The sequence below is a fragment of the Paraburkholderia sp. BL23I1N1 genome (genome assembly GCF_003610295.1).
Taxonomy (GTDB): Bacteria; Pseudomonadota; Gammaproteobacteria; order Burkholderiales; family Burkholderiaceae; genus Paraburkholderia.
Map to the genome: position 1 here is coordinate 4,932,011 of NZ_RAPV01000001.1, position 18,132 is coordinate 4,950,142.

General features: G+C 59.8%; 17 protein-coding genes. 15 read left to right on the forward strand and 2 right to left on the reverse strand.

All coding sequences use genetic code 11. The features are described 5' to 3' along the window. The first annotated feature begins 141 nt into the window (after positions 1 to 141). Genes B0G76_RS23075 through B0G76_RS23085 form a run of 3 tightly spaced genes read left to right on the forward strand, consistent with a single transcriptional unit; the run spans position 142 to position 2,294 of the window. Positions 142 to 1,119 carry a zinc-binding alcohol dehydrogenase family protein gene (locus tag B0G76_RS23075; RefSeq protein ID WP_120294592.1) on the forward strand — a complete coding sequence of 326 codons (978 nt, stop codon included), beginning with the start codon at positions 142 to 144 and terminating at the stop codon, positions 1,117 to 1,119. After that, positions 1,116 to 1,466, forward strand: coding sequence for a cupin domain-containing protein (locus B0G76_RS23080; RefSeq protein ID WP_120294593.1), 351 nt, complete (start codon positions 1,116 to 1,118; stop codon positions 1,464 to 1,466). The genes B0G76_RS23075 and B0G76_RS23080 overlap by 4 nt, the downstream gene beginning before the upstream one ends. A 60-nt stretch (positions 1,467 to 1,526) precedes the next feature. Continuing rightward, positions 1,527 to 2,294, forward strand: coding sequence for an AraC family transcriptional regulator (locus tag B0G76_RS23085; RefSeq protein WP_120294594.1), 768 nt, complete (start codon positions 1,527 to 1,529; stop codon positions 2,292 to 2,294). Between the two features lie 18 nt (positions 2,295 to 2,312). Here B0G76_RS23085 and B0G76_RS23090 read toward each other — a convergent pair whose 3' ends face one another. Further along, positions 2,313 to 3,401: a LacI family DNA-binding transcriptional regulator gene (locus tag B0G76_RS23090; RefSeq protein ID WP_120294595.1), complete on the reverse strand. Its 1,089-nt coding sequence runs from the start codon at positions 3,399 to 3,401 to the stop codon at positions 2,313 to 2,315. Between the two features lie 327 nt (positions 3,402 to 3,728). On the opposite strand from B0G76_RS23090, the gene B0G76_RS23095 reads away from it, so the two are divergent. The 11 genes from B0G76_RS23095 (at position 3,729) to B0G76_RS23145 (ending at position 16,090) form a co-directional block, all read left to right on the forward strand. Further along, positions 3,729 to 4,727 (forward strand): sugar ABC transporter substrate-binding protein, encoded by a 999-nt coding sequence (locus tag B0G76_RS23095; RefSeq protein ID WP_259460683.1) that lies wholly within the window; start codon positions 3,729 to 3,731, stop codon positions 4,725 to 4,727. Positions 4,728 to 4,822: 95 nt separating this feature from the next. Then, positions 4,823 to 6,334 carry a sugar ABC transporter ATP-binding protein gene (locus tag B0G76_RS23100; RefSeq protein ID WP_120294596.1) on the forward strand — a complete coding sequence of 504 codons (1,512 nt, stop codon included), beginning with the start codon at positions 4,823 to 4,825 and terminating at the stop codon, positions 6,332 to 6,334. 51 nt (positions 6,335 to 6,385) lie between these two features. Then, positions 6,386 to 7,309, forward strand: a complete 924-nt coding sequence (locus tag B0G76_RS23105; RefSeq protein WP_259460684.1) for an ABC transporter permease — start codon at positions 6,386 to 6,388, stop codon at positions 7,307 to 7,309. After that, positions 7,306 to 8,313 (forward strand): ABC transporter permease, encoded by a 1,008-nt coding sequence (locus B0G76_RS23110; protein WP_120294598.1) that lies wholly within the window; start codon positions 7,306 to 7,308, stop codon positions 8,311 to 8,313. Before B0G76_RS23105 ends, B0G76_RS23110 begins: the two co-directional genes overlap by 4 nt. Positions 8,314 to 8,842: 529 nt before the next feature. Beyond that, positions 8,843 to 9,961, forward strand: a complete 1,119-nt coding sequence (locus tag B0G76_RS23115; RefSeq protein ID WP_120294599.1) for a porin — start codon at positions 8,843 to 8,845, stop codon at positions 9,959 to 9,961. Between the two features lie 108 nt (positions 9,962 to 10,069). Then, the gene (locus B0G76_RS23120) at positions 10,070 to 11,200 is read left to right on the forward strand and encodes a YncE family protein (protein WP_120294600.1); all 1,131 of its coding nucleotides are present in this window, start codon (positions 10,070 to 10,072) and stop codon (positions 11,198 to 11,200) included. 178 nt (positions 11,201 to 11,378) lie between these two features. Then, positions 11,379 to 11,711 carry a hypothetical protein gene (locus B0G76_RS23125; RefSeq protein ID WP_120294601.1) on the forward strand — a complete coding sequence of 111 codons (333 nt, stop codon included), beginning with the start codon at positions 11,379 to 11,381 and terminating at the stop codon, positions 11,709 to 11,711. Between the two features lie 212 nt (positions 11,712 to 11,923). Continuing rightward, positions 11,924 to 12,448 carry a heme-binding protein gene (locus B0G76_RS23130; RefSeq protein WP_259460685.1) on the forward strand — a complete coding sequence of 175 codons (525 nt, stop codon included), beginning with the start codon at positions 11,924 to 11,926 and terminating at the stop codon, positions 12,446 to 12,448. Positions 12,449 to 12,487: 39 nt separating this feature from the next. Further along, positions 12,488 to 13,690 carry an acetamidase/formamidase family protein gene (locus B0G76_RS23135; protein ID WP_120294602.1) on the forward strand — a complete coding sequence of 401 codons (1,203 nt, stop codon included), beginning with the start codon at positions 12,488 to 12,490 and terminating at the stop codon, positions 13,688 to 13,690. A 101-nt stretch (positions 13,691 to 13,791) separates the two neighbouring features. Beyond that, positions 13,792 to 15,081: an MFS transporter gene (locus tag B0G76_RS23140; protein ID WP_147394073.1), complete on the forward strand. Its 1,290-nt coding sequence runs from the start codon at positions 13,792 to 13,794 to the stop codon at positions 15,079 to 15,081. Between the two features lie 49 nt (positions 15,082 to 15,130). After that, positions 15,131 to 16,090, forward strand: coding sequence for a fumarylacetoacetate hydrolase family protein (locus B0G76_RS23145; protein WP_120294604.1), 960 nt, complete (start codon positions 15,131 to 15,133; stop codon positions 16,088 to 16,090). A 64-nt stretch (positions 16,091 to 16,154) separates the two neighbouring features. Here the strand turns inward: B0G76_RS23145 and B0G76_RS23150 are convergent, their stop codons facing one another. Next, entirely contained in the window at positions 16,155 to 17,021 is an 867-nt protein-coding gene (locus B0G76_RS23150) for an AraC family transcriptional regulator (RefSeq protein ID WP_183082117.1), read from the reverse strand. A 315-nt stretch (positions 17,022 to 17,336) separates the two neighbouring features. On the opposite strand from B0G76_RS23150, the gene B0G76_RS23155 reads away from it, so the two are divergent. Then, positions 17,337 to 18,125 (forward strand): alpha/beta fold hydrolase, encoded by a 789-nt coding sequence (locus tag B0G76_RS23155; protein ID WP_120294606.1) that lies wholly within the window; start codon positions 17,337 to 17,339, stop codon positions 18,123 to 18,125. Positions 18,126 to 18,132: the final 7 nt, after the last annotated feature.

The window sequence follows — 18,132 nt, forward strand, 5'->3', positions numbered from 1 at the left end:
CGGGGAACCCGGCGCGTCTGTTGCGCACGCTGAACGACGAAGAATTCGAGGGAATGGCAGCCTCGGCTGCCCGCTACGTGGCACTCGCCGAGCGTTACAGAACGGCTCGGCCTGTCATCTTGACCTTTTAGGAAATAACAAATGAAAACAGTTCGTGTATTGGAAAAGAGCGCCGGTATCGATTCGCTTGATCTGCATATTGGCGCGCAAGACGCGCCGGACGTCGACTTTGCCGAGTGCCTCGTACGCGTGGTGAGTGCCGCGGTGAATCCGAGCGACGTCAAGGCCGTGCTGGGCTTCATGCCGCATGCGGTGTGGCCGCGCACGCCGGGTCGGGATTACGCCGGCATCGTTGTCGAGGGGCCGCAGGAGATGCTCGGCAAGGAAGTGTGGGGCAGCGGCGGCGAACTGGGTATCCGGCGTGACGGCACGCACGCCGGCTATCTCGCGGTGCCCTTGGGCAGCGTGCGCGTCAAGCCAGAAAATCTGACCATGGAGGAGGCGGGTGCGATCGGCGTCCCTTTCGTTACCGCTTTTGAAGGGCTGCAAAGGGCGGGCGGCGTGGAACAAGGCGACGTTGTCCTCGTGCTCGGTGCAAACGGGAAGGTGGGGCAGGCCGCGATACAGTTGGCGACCCGGGCTGGAGCGAAGGTGTTGGGTGTCGAGCGCACGAATCAACCGTACATCGGCCATGCGAACGCCGAGGTCACCATGATCGACGCCTCGTCGCAAGACATCGACGGGGTAGTGCGTCAATTGACGAATGGCCATGGTGCGGACATCGTGTACAACACAGTTGGCAGTCCGTACTTCGAGAAGGCCAATCAGGCTATGGCGGTGCGAGGAACGCAGATTTTCATCTCCACGATTGAACGCCCGGTGCCGTTTGACATCTTTACGTTCTATCGGGGGCAGCATACCTACGTCGGCATCGACACGCTCGCACTCGACAGCACGGAAGGCGCGCTCATTCTCGATGCGTTGTTGCCGGCTTTCGAACGTGGCACGTTAAAGCCGTTTCCCATCGTCGACGATTTCGTATTCGATCTCTCCGACGCGGCGCTCGCCTATCAGGCCGTTTTCCGCGGGGCGGCTAACCGGGTTCTGCTCAAGCCATGAACATCACCCGCTTCGAAGAGGCACCCGAATATTTCCCGCCCAATCACTTTTCGATGCGGTGCGTCCGGCTTCAAGGTCATGAAGCCGGACCGGCAGAGTCGCTGTGGCTAGGCGTTTCGACAATAGAGCAGGGCGGCTACACGACATCGAGTGCGTCGCCCGTTGAAAAGCACTATGTGGTGCTGGAAGGCGAAGTCACTGTGACGACCGACGATGGCGAGGCTGTTCTCGCGGCCTTCGATTCGTGCCACATTGCGCCGGGCGAACGGCGTGCATTGCACAACCGTTCCCGCGAGCCGGCGAAGATTCTGCTTGCCATGCCGTTTCTGCGGCCCGAGCACACCTGATGAGACGACGGCAGTGATGACCGCCCGCGTGCTTTCCGTGGCGGCCCGCAAAGGTTGCGCATGATCCAGTCCACCGGTGTTGCCACGGATATGCGGCTTGGAGCAGGTGAACAGCGGCATGCCCAAACCGTTGCTGCCGGGTTCTTTCTCTATGTGCGGGAAGGCGGCGCGTGGATCACGGCGGGGCGGCGCGCTTACTGCGTGACGCAGGGCCATGGCATCTGGCTTCCGCCGGCTGTCGCGCATAGCGTCTCGGCGGTTTACGACGCTGAGTTTTGCGCGCTTCGAATCGATACCGGCCCGAGTGCCGATTTCGTACCGGCGGCGCGCGTTCTGAACTGCTCCGACGTATTGATCGCGATTTTCTCGGCGACGCAACGATCGATTGTCGAGCGCTCATATGCAGCGGTCGTGGCGCTGTTAGCCGACGAACTACGTGCAGTGCCTGAAATTGCGGGGAATTTTTCTGTCCGTATGCCGTCACCGGGAAGCCGTGTCGCGGCGCTATGCGAGTCGCTGCTCGTTCATCCAACCCGGGACGTGGCACTCGACGATGCGGCAAGCCGGGCGGGCGTCAGTTGCCGTACCTTGAGCCGGATTTTTACGGAAGAACTGGGCGCCAGTGTCGGCCGATGGCGCCGGGAAGTACAGATCGGCGCGGCGATGTGTGCACTGGTGCACGGGATTTCCGTGGCGGAGACGGCCCGTGCTCTCGGCTTCACATCGAGCGCGTTTTCAACGCTCTTTAAATCGCGGACCGGCCATTCGCCGCGCGAATGGCTCGCGCGGCAGGGCATCAGGCCGCCTGAGCGAAGCGCTTCAGGTTGAACCTTGGCGCTTCTGTGCTCACTCAGCGGAAGCGGACGCGGCTTTGGACGATCTCGCTCGCAGCGGCGCGCTACGCGGCATGGCGGTCGAGCCGCGAACCATCAGTTCGGGAGGGAGCGTAATGCGGTGCGGGGCCGCGCCTGGTGTCGCGATCATTCCGAGCAGCAGTCTTGCGGCCTGTCGGCCCATTTCCCGATGCTGGATGCGCAGCGTGGTGAGTGGCGGATGGAGCATGTCGAGAAGCGGCATGTCGTTGTGACCGATGAGCGAAATATCGTTAGGGCAGGCGAGACGTTGTTCCGCGAAAACGTCGTAGCACCCCAGCGCGATCAGGTCATTCGCGGCAATGATCGCGGTCACGCTTTTGTGCTCCTTCAGCAACTGATCGCAGGCCACGCGGCCCGCTTCACGCGTGAACTCGGCGGCCTCGAGGATGACGGTTCCGGTCAGACGATGCTGCTGCGTCGCCATCTGGAAGCCCTGGATTCGCGAAAGCCCGGTTGCCAGGCGTTCGGGGCCAGCGAGATGGGCAATTCGCTTGTGCCCCAGCTTCACCAGGTGGTCGACGGCAAGCTTCATGGAGAGGAAGTCGTCGTTGATGACTTCCGGCACCTGTCCGCCTTCCTCAGCGCGATTCACCAGCACGACAGGTATGCCGTCGAGAATGCAACGGCGTACTAACGGGTCGTGACGGGCTGCGGTGGCGAGGACCAGACCGTCGACCTGGCGCTCGAGCATCTGTTCGAGCATGCGTTCCTGGTCTTCCAGGGTTCCAACGGTGTTGGCGATCAGAACGCCATAGCCAACGGCCGCGAGTTCTTCTTCGATGCCACAGACGATGGGCGGGAATACCGGGTTCTCGATATCGGGCAGGCACACCCCGACCACCCGCGACTGACCTCCGCGAAGTGCGGACGCGAGCTTGTTCTGCCGGTAGCCAAGCGATTTCGCGGACGCCAGTACCCGGCGGACGACTTCGTCGCCGATCAGGTGGCGGGTTGCGGGATTGAGGGCGCGCGAGACCGTCGACGCGTTGACAGACGCATGCAGCGCCACTTCGCGAATGGTGACGCGGTTCGTTGCCCGGGATTCTGATGTTTTGGCCATGGAAGTCATTGTATAGGTGCAAAGGGTTGCTCTCAATGTTGCAAGTACAAACCCTATGCACGGAGCGTCATAAATGAATTGACAAAGGTATCTGTCGGGCTAGTATATGCATACGTTTGCATAAAGATTGTCGCACGATAAAAGAACCAGAACGGCAAGCATGATGCAGTAACGGCTTAATAATCGAGATGCTTTCAAGCAATCGATTGCATGAGTGGTGCGCAAGATTGGAAATGCTTCCCGGAATGCATTCCCGCACCCGGGCCGGCGTACCGGATTCGGGCACTCGCTTCAGGCCCACCAAAAAACTGTTAAACGGAGACGACCTTGAAACTGACCACAGAACTGACCAGCCGACTGGCAAAAAAACACCTTCTCACCACCTGTGCGTTCGCACTGGGCATCGCGGCAAGCTCGAGCGCTTTTGCAACAGGCGAGACCGTTGCGGCCTTCTACAAGAATCAGGTCGATCCGCATTTCGCGCTCGTCCACGCCGGCGTTGACGCGGCGGCCAAAGACCTCGGCGTGTCGGTGACCCACTACGCGCCGACACGGCCCAACGATCTTGGCGAGCAGCTCAGTGAGCTCGAAGACGTGAGCGTGAGAAAGCCCAACGTCGTGCTGTTCATGGGTGTCAATCCTCATGGCGTGGTTCCGGCGATCGAGAAGGTCAACGCGATCGGCATCCCGATCGTCAACTACAACGACCGCGTCGCGGGCGGCAAATTCGCCTCTGTCGTCGTTGCCGACGATTTCAATCTCGGCCTGGACGTCGGACGCTATCTGCTGAAGAGCATGGGCGGGAAAGGCAACGTCGTCATTCTCGAAGGCGTGAAGGGCTCCACGACGAGCGACGAACGGGTGCGCGGTTTCCACAAGGCGCTGGAGGAGTTTCCGGACGTTAAGCTGCTCGCTTCCCAGCCTGCGAACTATCAGCGTTTGCAGGCGCTTCAGGTGATGGAGAACCTGATTCAGTCGAATCCGAAAATCGACGGCGTGCTCGCGGCGGCGGACGTGATGGCAATGGGCGCGATCGAGGCCTTGGAGGCAGCCGGCCAGAAGCAGACCAAGGTGGTGGGTATCGGCGGCGTGCCGGAGTCGGTGAAAGCCATCAAGGACGGCAGGCTGCTCGCGACCGCCGAATTCAACGGCTACAAGATGGGCTGCATTGCCACGATGGCGGCCGTGAGAACGGTGCGTAAAGAGTCCGTTCCGCAGACCATTCTGATCAAGGGCATTGTCATCGACAAAACGAACTACGCACCATTTGAAGTGCCGGGCGACAAACGGCAGTGCCCGAAATGGGGCGACGTCGTGAGTAATTAACGAGGCAATCGTTCGCGCTGCCGCGGTGCCGGATATCGCTCGAACGAGATGCCGGCGCCGCCAACGGCTGCTCAAGTCACACAATGAAGGCAAACATGGAAACAACGATTCCGACCGATGGCGTGCCTCTTCTGGAATTGCGCAAGATCTGCAAGAGCTTCCCGGGTGTGCGTGCCCTGACCGACGTCGACCTCCAGCTGTATGCCGGCGAAGTGCATATGCTTCTCGGCGAGAACGGCGCCGGAAAGTCGTCCCTGATGAAGGTCCTGTTCGGTGCGTACAGGGCCGACTCCGGCGAGTTCTTCAGCAACGGCCAGCCGATCACCATCGAGTCGCCTGCCGACGCCAAACGGCTCGGCATTGCGGTGATCTTTCAGGAGTTCTCCCTCGTACCGCATCTGACGATCGCGCAGAACATCTACCTGGGCCGCGAACCGCGTAATCGGTTTGGCCTGATCGATCATCGCAAGATGCATCTCGACGCGCGAGCCGCGCTCGAAGAACTCGGCCTTGCCTACGATACCCATGCTTACGCTGCTGATCTCGGCGTCGCGCAACAGCAGATGGTGGAGATTGCCAAGGCGCTCTCGCACCATGCCCGCGTAGTGGTCATGGACGAACCTACGGCCGCGATTTCGGATCGCGAAGCCGAGGCGCTGTTCAGCGTTGTCAGAAAACTGCGCGAGTCCGGTGTGGCGATTGTCTATATCTCCCATCGCATGAAAGAGGTATTCGACCTGGGCGACCGTGTGACGGTGTTGCGTGACGGCCGTCTGGTGCAGTCGATGCTGGCCACCGCGGCGACCCCGGACGAGCTGATCGCGTTGATGGTTGGCCGCTCGGTCGGCACGGTGTACAAGCGCCAATATTTCGGCGAGCCGGGCAAGGTCGCGCTCGACGTTCGCCAACTGACCACCACAACCGGCGTTCGAGGCGTCGATCTGCAGGTCCGGTGCGGCGAGATCGTCGGACTCTCGGGACTGGTCGGCGCGGGGCGCACGGAGGTCGTGCGGGCGGTCTTCGGCGCGGATCCGATTCAAACCGGGCAGGTCACCGTTTTTGGAGAAGCCGTGACCGGCGGTCCGCACAAAGTCGCGGCGATGGGCGTAGGCCTGATTCCTGAAAACCGGAAACAGGAGGGGCTGGCGCTGAAGCGCTCCGTACACGAAAACCTGCTCACGTCCAGCTTGTGGAAACTCTTTCCGAGAGGGTGGTATCAGACGGAGAAAGCAAGGAGTGCGACGAAAGCGCTGATCGATTCCTTGCGGATCGCACCTGGCGACCCCAATAAGTGCGCCCGTGTCCTGAGCGGCGGCAATCAGCAGAAGATCGTGATTGGTAAATGGCTCAGTGCCGGCTGCCGGCTATTCATATTCGATGAACCGACGCGTGGCATCGACATTGGCGCCAAGACGGAAATTTTCAACCTGATCGAGAACCTGATTAAAGACGGTGCCGCCGTTCTGCTCATCAGTTCTGAGTTGACGGAGATCGTTCACGTCTGCGATCGCGCCTACGTGATGCGCGAAGGCGTGGTTTCGGGTGAATTGCCCAGGGAAAACTTGAGCGAACAGAACATTCTTCGCCTGGCGATGCATGGGAGTTAAGTGATGGAAGCAACGGTTGAAAGAATCAGTGTGATACGAAAGCGACGGCCTGTGCCGTCGATTATCGCGGCGAGTGCGGTACTCGTGGTGACGGCGATGCTCGGTGTGCCAGGATTTGCTTCGGGTGGCAACATCACCAACATCGGCCTGCAGGTCTCGATCCTGCTCATGATTGCCATGCCGATGACGCTGGTCATTCTGAGTGAGGGGCTCGACCTCTCGGTGGGGGCGCTTCTCAGTCTCTGTGCGGTCGTTTTCGCTCAGGCTCTGGGTTTGGGGTGGGGCATCGCACCGGCGTTATGTGCCTCAGTGGCGGTGGGGGTGCTGGCCGGCTTTTTCAACGGCGCACTCATCGCGAAGCTGGGGCTTCCACCCTTTGTCGTCACACTCGGCACGCTCGGTATTGCCCACGGTGTCGCGCTCGTGCTGACGGACGGCAACGCGGTTGTCGTCGCGAACCCGAGTGTGGCCCAACTCTACGCGTGGACACTTCTCGGCATTCCGTTTCCGGTGATCTTCGCGCTGCTTGCCTATGCGCTCACGCATCTGCTGCTGTATCACACCCGGTTCGGCACCTATGTGTTCGCCATCGGCGGCAATCGGGATGCGCTGCTTCTGGCCGGTATCAAGGCAAAAGCTTTTCACATTGCGATCTATGTCTTTGGTGGCTTGATGGTTGGACTGGCGGCACTGGTGCTGGTCGGCCGGATGAACTCCGCCGAACCGGCCTCGGCGATCGGCATGGAGTTCGATGCGATTGCGGCCGTGGTGCTCGGCGGCACCTCGTTCGAGCGTGGCGAAGGATGGTTGTTCGGCACGGTCATGGGTGTTCTGACGATCGGCGTCTTGCGCAATGCCTTGAATCTCCTTGGCATTGAATCTTCTCTTCAGGTGGTGTCCGTCGGGATGCTGGTGCTTCTCGTTGTTGTTATCGACAGTGTGCGCAAGTCCAGAGTCAATGGAGCGAAAGTATGAGTATTCCGAACAACTCCCGCTTTATATGGTCCCGCGTCAGCCAGCTGGATGTGCGTCATCATGTTCGCGAGGAAACGGCCACGCTGATCTATCGCGCCGTGCTGATCGTTCTGATCGGAATGGCATTGGCCTTCGCGACGTCTTCGTTCTCCGCCACCCCCAATCTGCTCAACGTTCTGCGTCAGGCCAGCCTGATGTTCCTGCTTGCCTCCGGGCTCACACTGGTGATCCTCTCCGGCGGCTTTGATCTCTCGATCGCGGCCAATCTAACGCTCTCGGCCTGTCTGGCGGCAGGTGTCATGAAGACAGGCGGGTCGCCGGTTCTGGCGGCCGTCATGGCGCTTTCTTGCAGCACGCTGATCGGCCTGCTCAATGGTCTCGCCGTGACGTTGCTGCGGCTGCCGCCGTTTCTCGCCACCTACGGGATGCTTTGGGTCGTCCAGGGGCTCGCATTCCATTACATGGGCGGTAACGAAATCTACGGGTTTCCGGCGGGATTCAGAACGTTGGGCACAGGTTTTCTCGGCGGCATACCGTTGCCCGTCTACATGATGGTAGTCGTGCTGGTTGGCGCGACGATCGTCACGGGAGGACTTAATTTCGGCCGGGAAATCTATGCGATTGGCGCCAACAGCGAAGTTGCACGGCTTTCCGGCATACCGGTACGGCGGCGCAAAATTGCGGTCTATACGATCAGTGGCCTGATGTCCGGGCTTGCCGCGCTCATCTATCTCGCGCGGGTCAATGCGGCAGATTCGGCCATGGGCGAGCCGCTCCTGCTTCCCGTGATCGCGGCCATTCTGATCGGTGGCACATCGCTGTTCGGCGGCGCGGGGAGTTTGCTGGGCACGCTGTCCGGGTGCCTCATTCTCGCGCTCGTGATCGACGGCATGAACCTCCTGAACCTCAATGCAAACTGGCAGCCCTTGATCGTTGGCGCCGTTCTGCTCATTGCCGTACTCGCCGACGTGCTCGGACGAGGTAGAAAAGAGCGGATCGGCTGACTTTAGCCGGGCGACAAATGACCTCGGGGTTGTTTGTCGCTCATTGCGTTGTTTATCTTGCATGTTCTTTTCGCCGCCGGTGCCGCTATGTCCAGCCACCGTTAGCGTTAGTCACGAAAACGGACGCTTTGATAAGTGGCGAGACTTCGAGGTCAAGGTCTTTAGGCCGATGTTCCGTATTATCTGAATAACGATCCGGGTGACACAAACGCGATTGCTAACCGGATCGGTCGGGAACACATCACAAGAATAGTGGCGATCGATTGTCGCGGTGAGCCTTAAAGCATCGGAATCAATACGGACTATTAAGCAATCGATCGATTAAAGCATCTCGTCCGATCGAACGAAATACCGAGGGAAAACGTGAGTCGATAAATTCTTCGGCGCGCGAAGATTGCACAATAGAATGCAATCGATTGCATTTAGTTTGCATAGACCTGAGAAATTCGTACAACGAATATAAAAAAGCGAGCTGTGAATCTGGAAGCGGCTGGCAGTGAATCCATTACTTAGAGCGAGTGAGGAAGACATGAAAAGAAGGCTGATTGCTGCGGTCATTGGTGTGGGGTTGTGCAGCGCGGGTTTGAGCTGCGCAAGCTTTGCACAAAGTAGCATCACGATGGCGGGCAAACTGGATGACGGCATCACGTTCGTCGATAACGACGGCGGTCACCACAATTACAGGGCCGATAGCGGCGTGCTGTTTCCGAATCTGTGGATTTTGACGGGCGTCGAGGATCTGGGCGGTGGCATCAAGACCGTGTTCAAGTTGTCGACTTTGTTCAACCTGAACAACGGTCAGCTCAATCAGCCGAACACCTTGTTTGGCCAGCAAGCCTGGGTGGGTCTGCAGACCGACTACGGTACGTTGACAATGGGCAATCAGTTCGATTTCAGCGCGGACTTCTTTGGCCAGTTCAACGTGGGCGCTGCCGGCAGCGGCTACGCGATCCATCAGGGCGACTTCGACCACACCAACAATGACCGCCTGAAAAACTCCATCAAGTACACGAGTCCCGTGTGGGGCGGCTTCACGTTCGGCGCGATGTACGGATTCAGCAATACGGCGGGAAGCTTCCATGACGGAAGCGGTTGGAGCGCCGGTCTGCAATACGCCAATGGGCCTTTCACCGCCGGGTTGGCGTACACGTATCAGGCCAAGCCCACGCTGGACCCTTATGCGCAAATTGGTGTCCACACGTTCTTCAATGTGCCTGTCGCCACCGTGTCGGACAACACCGCGACCGATCTGATGCCCGAGTTCCAGATCAGTTCTCTGGGAACGTTCGGGATCGGCGCTTCGTACGCGATTGGAGACTTCACGCTCTACGGCGACTTCAGCGACACGGTCCTGAAGTACCAGGCGCAGACCTCGGTCATGCATGTCTATGAAACCGGCGCGACCTACCAGGTCACACCTGCCGCGCAGCTGGTTCTGGGCTATCAGCACACCGGCTTCGAAGGCCATACGTGGAACCAGGTGACCGCCGCGGCGCTTTATTCGCTCTCCAAACGTACCCAGGTTTATATCTCCTCGGACTACCTGAAGGCATCGTCCGGTGTGGACGCTGTTATCGGCGGAAGCTTCGCGCCCTCGCTGGCAGGTCAGCAGGCTGACGTGCGCATCGGCATGTATCACGCTTTCTAAGCACCTATATGGCGCAGGTTTGTCTGCGTCGTGATCACCGAATTGGGGAAGTGCTCCCCGTCCCAGCCGTGGCTGGAAATTTTAACGATTGATTGGAGGAGTCAACACATGAAACGCACATACCTTGGACTGGCTTTGGCGGGTACGTTGGCAGTCGGCGCTTATACGTGGGCAAGCGATGCGGCGGAGACCGCGCCCAAATGGGTCGCGAATATTCCGGTGACGAGCGCGAAGCCGTTCGGCTTCGATATCAGCGCATCGGCGGATGGCAAGTACTACCTGGCAGACGGAGCGAACGCGACGCTCGACGTGTTCGACGCGAAAACGGCCACGTTGCTCGACCAGATTTCGGCGAACTTCGCCGGTATCGGACCCAACCATGACAAATCGGGACCGTCCGGTGTCACGCCGGTGCCGGGCACCTCGCTGGTGTATGTGGGCGACGTCAACTCGGTCAAGGTGATCGACGTGGCAAGCAAAAAGCTCGTCAAGACCATTACGGTTAGCTCGTCCGGCATCCGCGCCGACGAGAGCTGTCTGGACCCTGAGCATCATGTCGTGATGTTCTCGAGTGGCGCGGAGGAGCCGCCTTTTGCCACCTTCATCAATACCGAAACGCAGGAGGTGATCGGCAAACTCGCGTTGAAGGACTCGACCGGTCTTGAAGCGTGCGCATACGACCCGAAGGGCAAGAACTTCGTATTGAACAACGATGGCACGAAAGCCAATCCGAAAGGGGAGGTCGATGTGATTCCGGTCGCGTCGATTCTCGCAGGCAAGCCTGCCGTTGCGAACGTATTTACCCTGAAGGGTTGTGAAGGCCCGACTGGCCTCGCAATGGGCCCGGGCAACGATGCGCTGATCGGATGTGATCCGGACGAGGGTGGCAAGCAGACCACGGTAATCATCGACCGTACCAACGGCAAAACGCTTGCCGAGTTGCCGTTCGGCGGCGCGGACGAAGTCGTGTACGACCCGGTCTCCAACCGCTACTTTCTGGCTGCCGGCCACCGTTCGGCCGACAACGTCTCGCAGGTTGGCAGCAAGACGGCGAAGTTCGACCCGGCGCTCGGCATTGTCGACGCCGCTACGCGCAGCATCGTCGCGATTGTTCCGACCACGATGGGCGCGCACTCGGTGGCGGTGGACGGTGAGTCGCATCGTGTCTTCGTGCCGCATGGCCCGGGCCACTCGGAGCAGTTCGCGGGCGCTGGCGTAGCGGTATTCGCGACTCAGTAAGCGACTCAGTAAGCGACTCAGTAAGCGACTCAGTAAGCGGCACATCAAGGCAGCCAATAAGCGAACCAATAAGCGGCCCGCAAGTCGTCCGGCGCGAAAAGCGTGCGCCGGACGACCTGGTTTCGCGGCATCGCAGCCCCACTATCTTCACCCATTCAACTTTCAAAGAGACTCAATCATGGTCCAGTTTCGTGCAGTTTCAGCTGCACTCGTCGTAGCGCTTGGCCTGGTGCTTATCGAGGCGCCCACGGCAATGGCACAACAACCGGCTAGTGGCGAGCAGGCGTCCGCACCCATGAGCGCCTCGACGCCCAAGCAGATCGCCAAAGCTCAGCGTAAGGCCGCGCGCAAAGCCCGCCGGGAAAAGAAGAACGCCGAGTTGAAGGCACTCGAAAAGAACGGTTATCGGGAGTCGGGCAATCAGGATAACTATCCGCAGAATCTGATGGACGCGGAGCGCAAGGCCGCGGCATCGAAGCAGGCCGCGCCGGCATCCGGATCGGGTCAATAACACGCTCGACTTCAAGGGTGGCGCTGGGGGCTGCGTCCTCAGCGATATGCCCGATCAAAGATTATCGGACTGGCTGGTAAGCGCGCGAACTTTCTGGTTAGAGCGGCACGCGCTCCCCAGCATAAGCTTCATCGGTCGAGCGCTGCTCGAGGTGTCATGAAGAGGAGACTAGCTTGAGATTCCGTTGTTACGCCCGGTCAAACAAGGCCGGATTGGCCACATTCCTCGGTTCGGCGTGCCTCGTTTTTCTGGGCAACGTTTGCGCCGCCGACACGACTCAGGCGCAGCAAGCCGCGGCCCCGCCAGCAAGCTATTCGCTGAGCATCAAGCAGGCCATGAAGCTTGTCGAGATCGCAACGGCAACCGCGCAGAGCCGCCATCTCGCGATGAGTTTCGCGGTACTCGATCCGGGCGGCCACCTCATCATGGCTGTGCGCATGGACGGTGCGCCCTTTGCCAGCGTTGATTTCGCCCGTGGCAAAGCCTTCGCCTCCGTGGCGCTCGGCGGCCAGTCCGGTGCAACGCTGGAGCAGCGTTTCAAGGACGATCCTTCGGAGTACAGCAATGTTTCGGGTGTGGGGTATTTCGCACCGTTTCTGCCGGCGCGAGGTGTGTTTCCGGTCTTTGTCGACGGGCATCTGTTAGGTGCGGTCGGCGCAAGTGGTGCGCCCTCTGAGATCGACGATCAGGTCGTCAAGGGTGCAATTGAAGCAATCGGTGCAACGACGGTGCGATGACACGTCGTGTTCTATTGAAACGAAATTGGGAAGATTTTCATGAAACGCGAAACAGAACAGCGCGATGCAGTGACCGCAACCGGCGCCGTGGACGACAGGCTTGCCTCGACACGTGACGCTACCGACGCTTGCCGCCGGTCGATCCTGAAGCTTGGTTTCGGCGCATTTGCGGCAGGTGCTCTTGGTTTCTCCGGCGCGGTTCGCGCGCAAAGCGGCACGTCGCAGGAGGCGGGGAGTGCGGCCGCTTCGCACACCGGACAGACCATCAGGCTGGTGCCATCGCTGGACACGGTGAAGGTCGGGCAGATCGAGCCTGGCGCGCCGACGGCGGCCACGATCAAGTCGGGCGATACCGTCTGGTATGACGGCACGTGGACCAATTGGGGCAATGAGGCGAAGTATGGGCTGACCTTCAAGGAGCGCGAGCCGATCCGCAAGAAGTACCCCAACGGTCCCTTCTCGCTGATCGGACCGGTTTCGATCATCGGTGCCGAGGCGGGCGATCTGGTCGAATGCCGCATGGTGAAGATGCGGCCGATCGACTGGGGCTGGAATTCCGCGCCTCCGGGCGTCGGCGCATTGCCGCACGATTTCAAGCCTTACCTGCGCTATCTGAAATTCGACAAGGACAGGACCGCTGCCGCGTATGTGCCGGGCGTGAATATTCCGCTGAAGCCGTTTCAGGCGTATATCGCCGCGCAGCCGGCCGGCGAGAAACCGGTCAGCGCGAATCTGGCCGGCAATTACGGTGGCAATCTCGACTGCGCGGTGCTGGGTGTGGACACCTCGATCTTCCTGCCTGTACAGGTCGACGGCGCACGAGTGTGGACGGGCGGCTCCATGGGGGCTTCGGGTGAGGGCAACGTCGATCAGACCTCGATCGAAACGGCCTTCGAAGAAATGCGCATCCAGTACATCCTGCACAAGGGCGCCGCACTGAAGGTGCCGATGGCGGAGACGCCTGACCATTGGATCGGTTTCGGATTCTCCGACTCGCTCGAGAATTCACTGGTTGCCTGCCTGCGGCAGATGATCAGTTGGCTATCGGCCGCCACCGGCATTGCACCGGAAGATTGCTACGGAATCTATAGCGTGGCAGGCAGCTTCCGGGTGACGCAATACGCCAATCAGACCGGAACCGTCTACTCGACCATTCCGCCCAAGGGTATTCATTGCATGCTGCCCAAGCGCATTTTTTCCGCCGCGCTGAAAGAGCGTATCGCAACGTCCATTCGGGCCTGAAGCCATGATCGCGCAACAGTTCAACTGGCGTTGCCTGCTGACTGGCTACAGCATTTCGGCGGGGTCGCGTGCCCGTGCTCGTGTTGCAAGGAGATGATTCGATGAATGCGAAAGACCTGAAGCCGTCTATAGAGAACGGCGTGGCTGCAACACGTCGTGCAGGGCCTTTGCTGGCCCTGCTGGTGTGCTTCCTGGTGATCGTGATGGACGGATTCAACACGACGTCGATCTCCTTTGTCGTGCCGAAGCTCGCTCATGAATGGCACCTGGCGGCGGCGCTCTTCACCACCGTTTTCGTGGCGACGAACATTGGCGCGGCGATTGGCTTCATGATCTCGGGTCCGCTCGCTCAACGTTTCGGACACCGTTACATGGGTGTCGCCAGCGTTGTGCTGTTTGCCGGAAGCACGCTGCTGACGTCGTATGCGAACGATATTGCGAGCTTGTCCGTCATGCGCCTCGCGGCGGCTATCGGCCTGGGCGCGGCGTTGCCGATCGCCATTACGGCGGCGGCCGGCATCATTGGCGCGAAGCATAAGGTGGCGGCGTCCCTGCTAATTACGACCGGCATGTCTGTTGGTGCGGTTACGGGCGGCGTCACGGGCGGCCCGCTGATGAGTCACTTCGGCTGGCAGTCCATCTTCGTGACCGGCGGCCTCCTGCCTTTCCTGCTGGTTCCCGCGTTCTTTCGCATCCTCCCGGCGCGCACCCCGGCGATAGCCGATACCGCCGGGGTGCGCGCGTCAAACCCGCTCAAGGCGCTGTTCGAAAATGGTCTGGGCGCCTACACGTGTTTGTTGTGGCTGTTCTCGTTCCTGATCTTCATGGACGTCTATGCATTGCTGTTCTGGGTGCCGACGCTGCTGGTGGATTTCGGCTTTTCGGCGGACCATGCGTCAGTCGGCATGGCGGCCTTCAGTATCGGCGGCCTGAGCGGCAACGTCCTGATGACCGGGGCTGTCGCGATGATGACGCTTGCCGGCAGGATCAAGGTGAAATCGGCGTTGGTGCTGGGGCTGTTGCTGGTGATTCTCAGTATTACCGGCCTTAGTCAGGCGGCGGTGGCGCCGGGCATTGTGCTGCTGCTCACTGGCGTGATCGGCGCCGGTCTGGTCAACGGCATCATGGGGCAGACCGCGCTCGCAGTCGCTTTCTATCCGCCGGAAATTCGCGCAACCGGGGTTGGCTGGGGGCATGCGATCGGGCGGGTCGGTTCCTTTGTGGGGCCGGCGATTGGCGGTGGTTTGCTGTCGCTCGGCTGGCCGGTACGCGATATCGTCCTCACCGCCGTTGTGCCCGCCGGTGCGGCGATTTTCGCGCTCGCTGCCCTATCGTTGATCGGCCGCAGAGTGGCTCAAAAGTTTCCCGATCGTGCCGTGGTGGAGCACTGAGTCTCACCACGTCGAGCTTTTCTAATCCAACGCAAAGATACTTTCGATCATGAAGATTATTGCTTACGCCGACGGCGGCCGCACCGCACTCGGTATCGTCACCAGCCCGACCCATTTCATCGCTGTCGCCGACATTGCCCCAGACCTTCCATCCAGCCTCATTTCGATTCTGGAGCAGGAGGATGGGCTCACGCGGCTGCGGCAGGCGGCAGAGGGCCGGCAGGGCGATCGGGTTCTTGCCGACGTCACACTCAAGCCCTTCCTGGATCGCCCGAACGCGATGTGGGCACTGGCGTTGAACTTCAAGAGCCATATCGCGGAGACGGGACTGCAAACGTCGAAGGAATATCCCCACCTTTTCATGCGCACGGCTGCGTCCTACGTCGGCGCCGGCGAGCCGATTCTGGCGCCGGCGGAATCCGTTGCACGCGCGTTCGACTATGAGGGCGAACTAGGCGTCGTGATCGGCACGCCTGGGCGTTATATTCCGGTGGAGCGAGCGCTGGAACATGTGGCGGGTTACACCTGCCTCAACGAAGGATCAGTTCGCGAGTTCCAGATGCACAATCGTCAATTCGGCCTCGGCAAGAATTTCGAAGCATCCGGATCTTATGGGCCGTGGCTGATGACTCGCGACGAATTTGGCGATCCCGCAAAGCACACTGTGACGACTCGCATCAACGGTATCATTCGTCAGAGCGCGCCGCTCGACGACATGCTATTGGACGTTGCGCAAGTGATCAGCTATCTGAGTCAGGGCTATCGCTTGCGGCCCGGCGACCTGATCGCGATGGGAACACCGGGTGCGTTGAAGCCTCAGCCGGATGATGTCGAAGGCCGCGATCTCTCGCGCCAGTACGGTCCCTTCCCGACGCCGGGTCTGGTGCATATGCGGCCGGGAGACTGGGTCGAGATCGAGATCGATGGGCTGGGTGTCCTTGGCAATCCGGTCGCCGCCGACGCGTCCATCAGTGAAAGTGGTTACGGAGTACGGAAGTCCGCGGCCTGATTCCGGCTAAAGGAATCCTGGCGTTTAGAGGGTGTGGGGATCATTTGGAGCCCCACACCGCCGTTCAGCCGCGCTGATGATCCAGCGTCACGGAATGCCTGCGAAACTCACCGGGTGGCACACCCATGTGTTGTGCGAAGAAACGCGTGAAGTGGCTGTGTTCTTCGAACCCCAACTCTTCGGCTACATCGGAAAGCGGTTTATTGCTGGCGCCTAGCAGCTGGATCGCGTGAGACATGCGAACCCAGTCGATATAGTGCTGCGGTGAAATGCCCATGCATAGCCGGAATTGCTGAAAGAATCTCGACCTGGATAGGCCGACCTGAGTGGCCACCTGGGCAACGGTGGGATTCGTTACCGAAGCGTGTTTGATGAAATCCACCGCTTTGCGGATGCGAAAATCAATCGGTCTGCCTGACGGAATGATGCCGGCCGTCAATGCGGGATCGGCAAAATCCCGACCGAGTGCGGTCACCAGGTCCGCGAGAATGGGCATGCAATTGTCGTCCTGAGCGACCAGATGGTTCGTGATCGCCGCGGCGATACGATCCACGTGATGCCGCACGTCCGGCGTGACGACAACCTCGGCCTTCGGGAAGATACTCGCGGTGCCGCTTTCGGCGAGTTTCAATTGCTGGCGCAACCAGGGCGCTTCGATGACGAGGGAAAGGATCAGGGAAGGTTCGTCCTCGTTGCTGCTTTTCGAGTGCTCGACCCACGGGTTCAGACAGATTGCCCGCTCCGCCGTCAGCGCGCAATCGTCCGCGCCGATGCGGAAGTTGCAGTTGCTTCCGCCAAGCTTGAAAAGGAACTGGTATTGGGCGTGAGCGTGAGCGACAAGCGGACGGCTAATGAAATTCACCGTTGCCCGCCCGAAACTTCCTTGCAGAATCCAGACGGGCTTGTCGCCATCAATTGGTACGTTCGTCATACCCAACATGTCTCCTCGTGGAACAGGGCGGTGCATGTCGCTTGCCGGGTTCCATGAACACAAAAAAAGACGCTTAAAAAGACACTTCACTAAGCGTTGAGATCTTGCGAAAAGCCAGTCAACCAACAATTCGCATAGACGTCACTTAATCAAAAGTAAGGAGTGCAGTCAATGGGTAGAAACCTGTTTTGACCTCCATGCACACGTTTTAGAAAGTCAGGACGATTTGACAAGTATTCGGCGCTTTCGGTCAGGTGTTCCAGCAGCGGGCGGCTTATATTGAATCCACCGTGTTATTCGAAAGTAGGGATAGGCATGCCGTTTTTTGAACGCGATGGAATACGCTTTGCATACGATGAGTTCGGCCCTGCCGGGGCGCCTGTCGTTGTCTTCAGTCATGGCTTCCTGATGGACAGCGACATGTTCCAGCCGAACATCGAGGAACTCCGCAATGAGTTCCGTTGCGTGGTCTGGGATCAGCGAGGTTTCGGTGCAACGGGCGCCGTGACGCGGGCCTTTAGTTACTGGGACTCCGCGCTCGATCTCATTGCCTTGCTCGACCATCTGGAGGTGGCCTCGGCATCACTTGTTGGCATGTCCCAAGGCGGATTTATATCGATGCGCGCGGCGTTGCTGGAGCCCGATCGCTTTCGGGCGATCGCCCTGATATCGACGCGAAGCGATATCGACTCCGAAGCGGTCCAGCAGTCTTTCGAGGAACTGAAAGCAGAGTGGGCACGCAATGGCGCGAAGAATGTCGCGCAGAATCTGTCGGTGTTTCTGTTCGGTCCCGAGTACGCGGCGTCGGAATGGATTCGCAAATGGCTGAACGCGGGCGCGGATCACTTCGAACATCCGGTCAATGCGCTGGTTTCACGGGACGACATCACGCCGCGTCTTGCTGAAATCACGCATACGTCGATCGTGTTTCATGGACGCGACGACGCCGCCATCAGCCCTGACTGCGCCGAGGCGCTAGCCGCCCGGTTGCCGAACTGCAAGGATCTGGTTCTGGTCGACCGGGCGGGACACACGCCGAATTTAACGCATGCCGGGAGCGTGAATCCGCCGTTGCGGGATTTTCTGCTTCGCTACGCACGCTAGGACGAGG

Excerpts from the sequence above, each read along its gene's own strand:
- B0G76_RS23075 (WP_120294592.1), top strand. The coding sequence starts at position 142 with ATGAAAACAGTTCGTGTATTGGAAAAGAGCGCCGGTATCGATTCGCTT.
- B0G76_RS23080 (WP_120294593.1), top strand. The coding sequence starts at position 1,116 with ATGAACATCACCCGCTTCGAAGAGGCACCCGAATATTTCCCGCCCAAT.
- B0G76_RS23085 (WP_120294594.1), top strand. The coding sequence starts at position 1,527 with ATGATCCAGTCCACCGGTGTTGCCACGGATATGCGGCTTGGAGCAGGT.
- B0G76_RS23090 (WP_120294595.1), bottom strand. The coding sequence starts at position 3,401 with ATGGCCAAAACATCAGAATCCCGGGCAACGAACCGCGTCACCATTCGC.
- B0G76_RS23100 (WP_120294596.1), top strand. The coding sequence starts at position 4,823 with ATGGAAACAACGATTCCGACCGATGGCGTGCCTCTTCTGGAATTGCGC.
- B0G76_RS23110 (WP_120294598.1), top strand. The coding sequence starts at position 7,306 with ATGAGTATTCCGAACAACTCCCGCTTTATATGGTCCCGCGTCAGCCAG.
- B0G76_RS23115 (WP_120294599.1), top strand. The coding sequence starts at position 8,843 with ATGAAAAGAAGGCTGATTGCTGCGGTCATTGGTGTGGGGTTGTGCAGC.
- B0G76_RS23120 (WP_120294600.1), top strand. The coding sequence starts at position 10,070 with ATGAAACGCACATACCTTGGACTGGCTTTGGCGGGTACGTTGGCAGTC.
- B0G76_RS23125 (WP_120294601.1), top strand. The coding sequence starts at position 11,379 with ATGGTCCAGTTTCGTGCAGTTTCAGCTGCACTCGTCGTAGCGCTTGGC.
- B0G76_RS23135 (WP_120294602.1), top strand. The coding sequence starts at position 12,488 with ATGAAACGCGAAACAGAACAGCGCGATGCAGTGACCGCAACCGGCGCC.
- B0G76_RS23140 (WP_147394073.1), top strand. The coding sequence starts at position 13,792 with ATGAATGCGAAAGACCTGAAGCCGTCTATAGAGAACGGCGTGGCTGCA.
- B0G76_RS23145 (WP_120294604.1), top strand. The coding sequence starts at position 15,131 with ATGAAGATTATTGCTTACGCCGACGGCGGCCGCACCGCACTCGGTATC.
- B0G76_RS23150 (WP_183082117.1), bottom strand. The coding sequence starts at position 17,021 with ATGACGAACGTACCAATTGATGGCGACAAGCCCGTCTGGATTCTGCAA.
- B0G76_RS23155 (WP_120294606.1), top strand. The coding sequence starts at position 17,337 with ATGCCGTTTTTTGAACGCGATGGAATACGCTTTGCATACGATGAGTTC.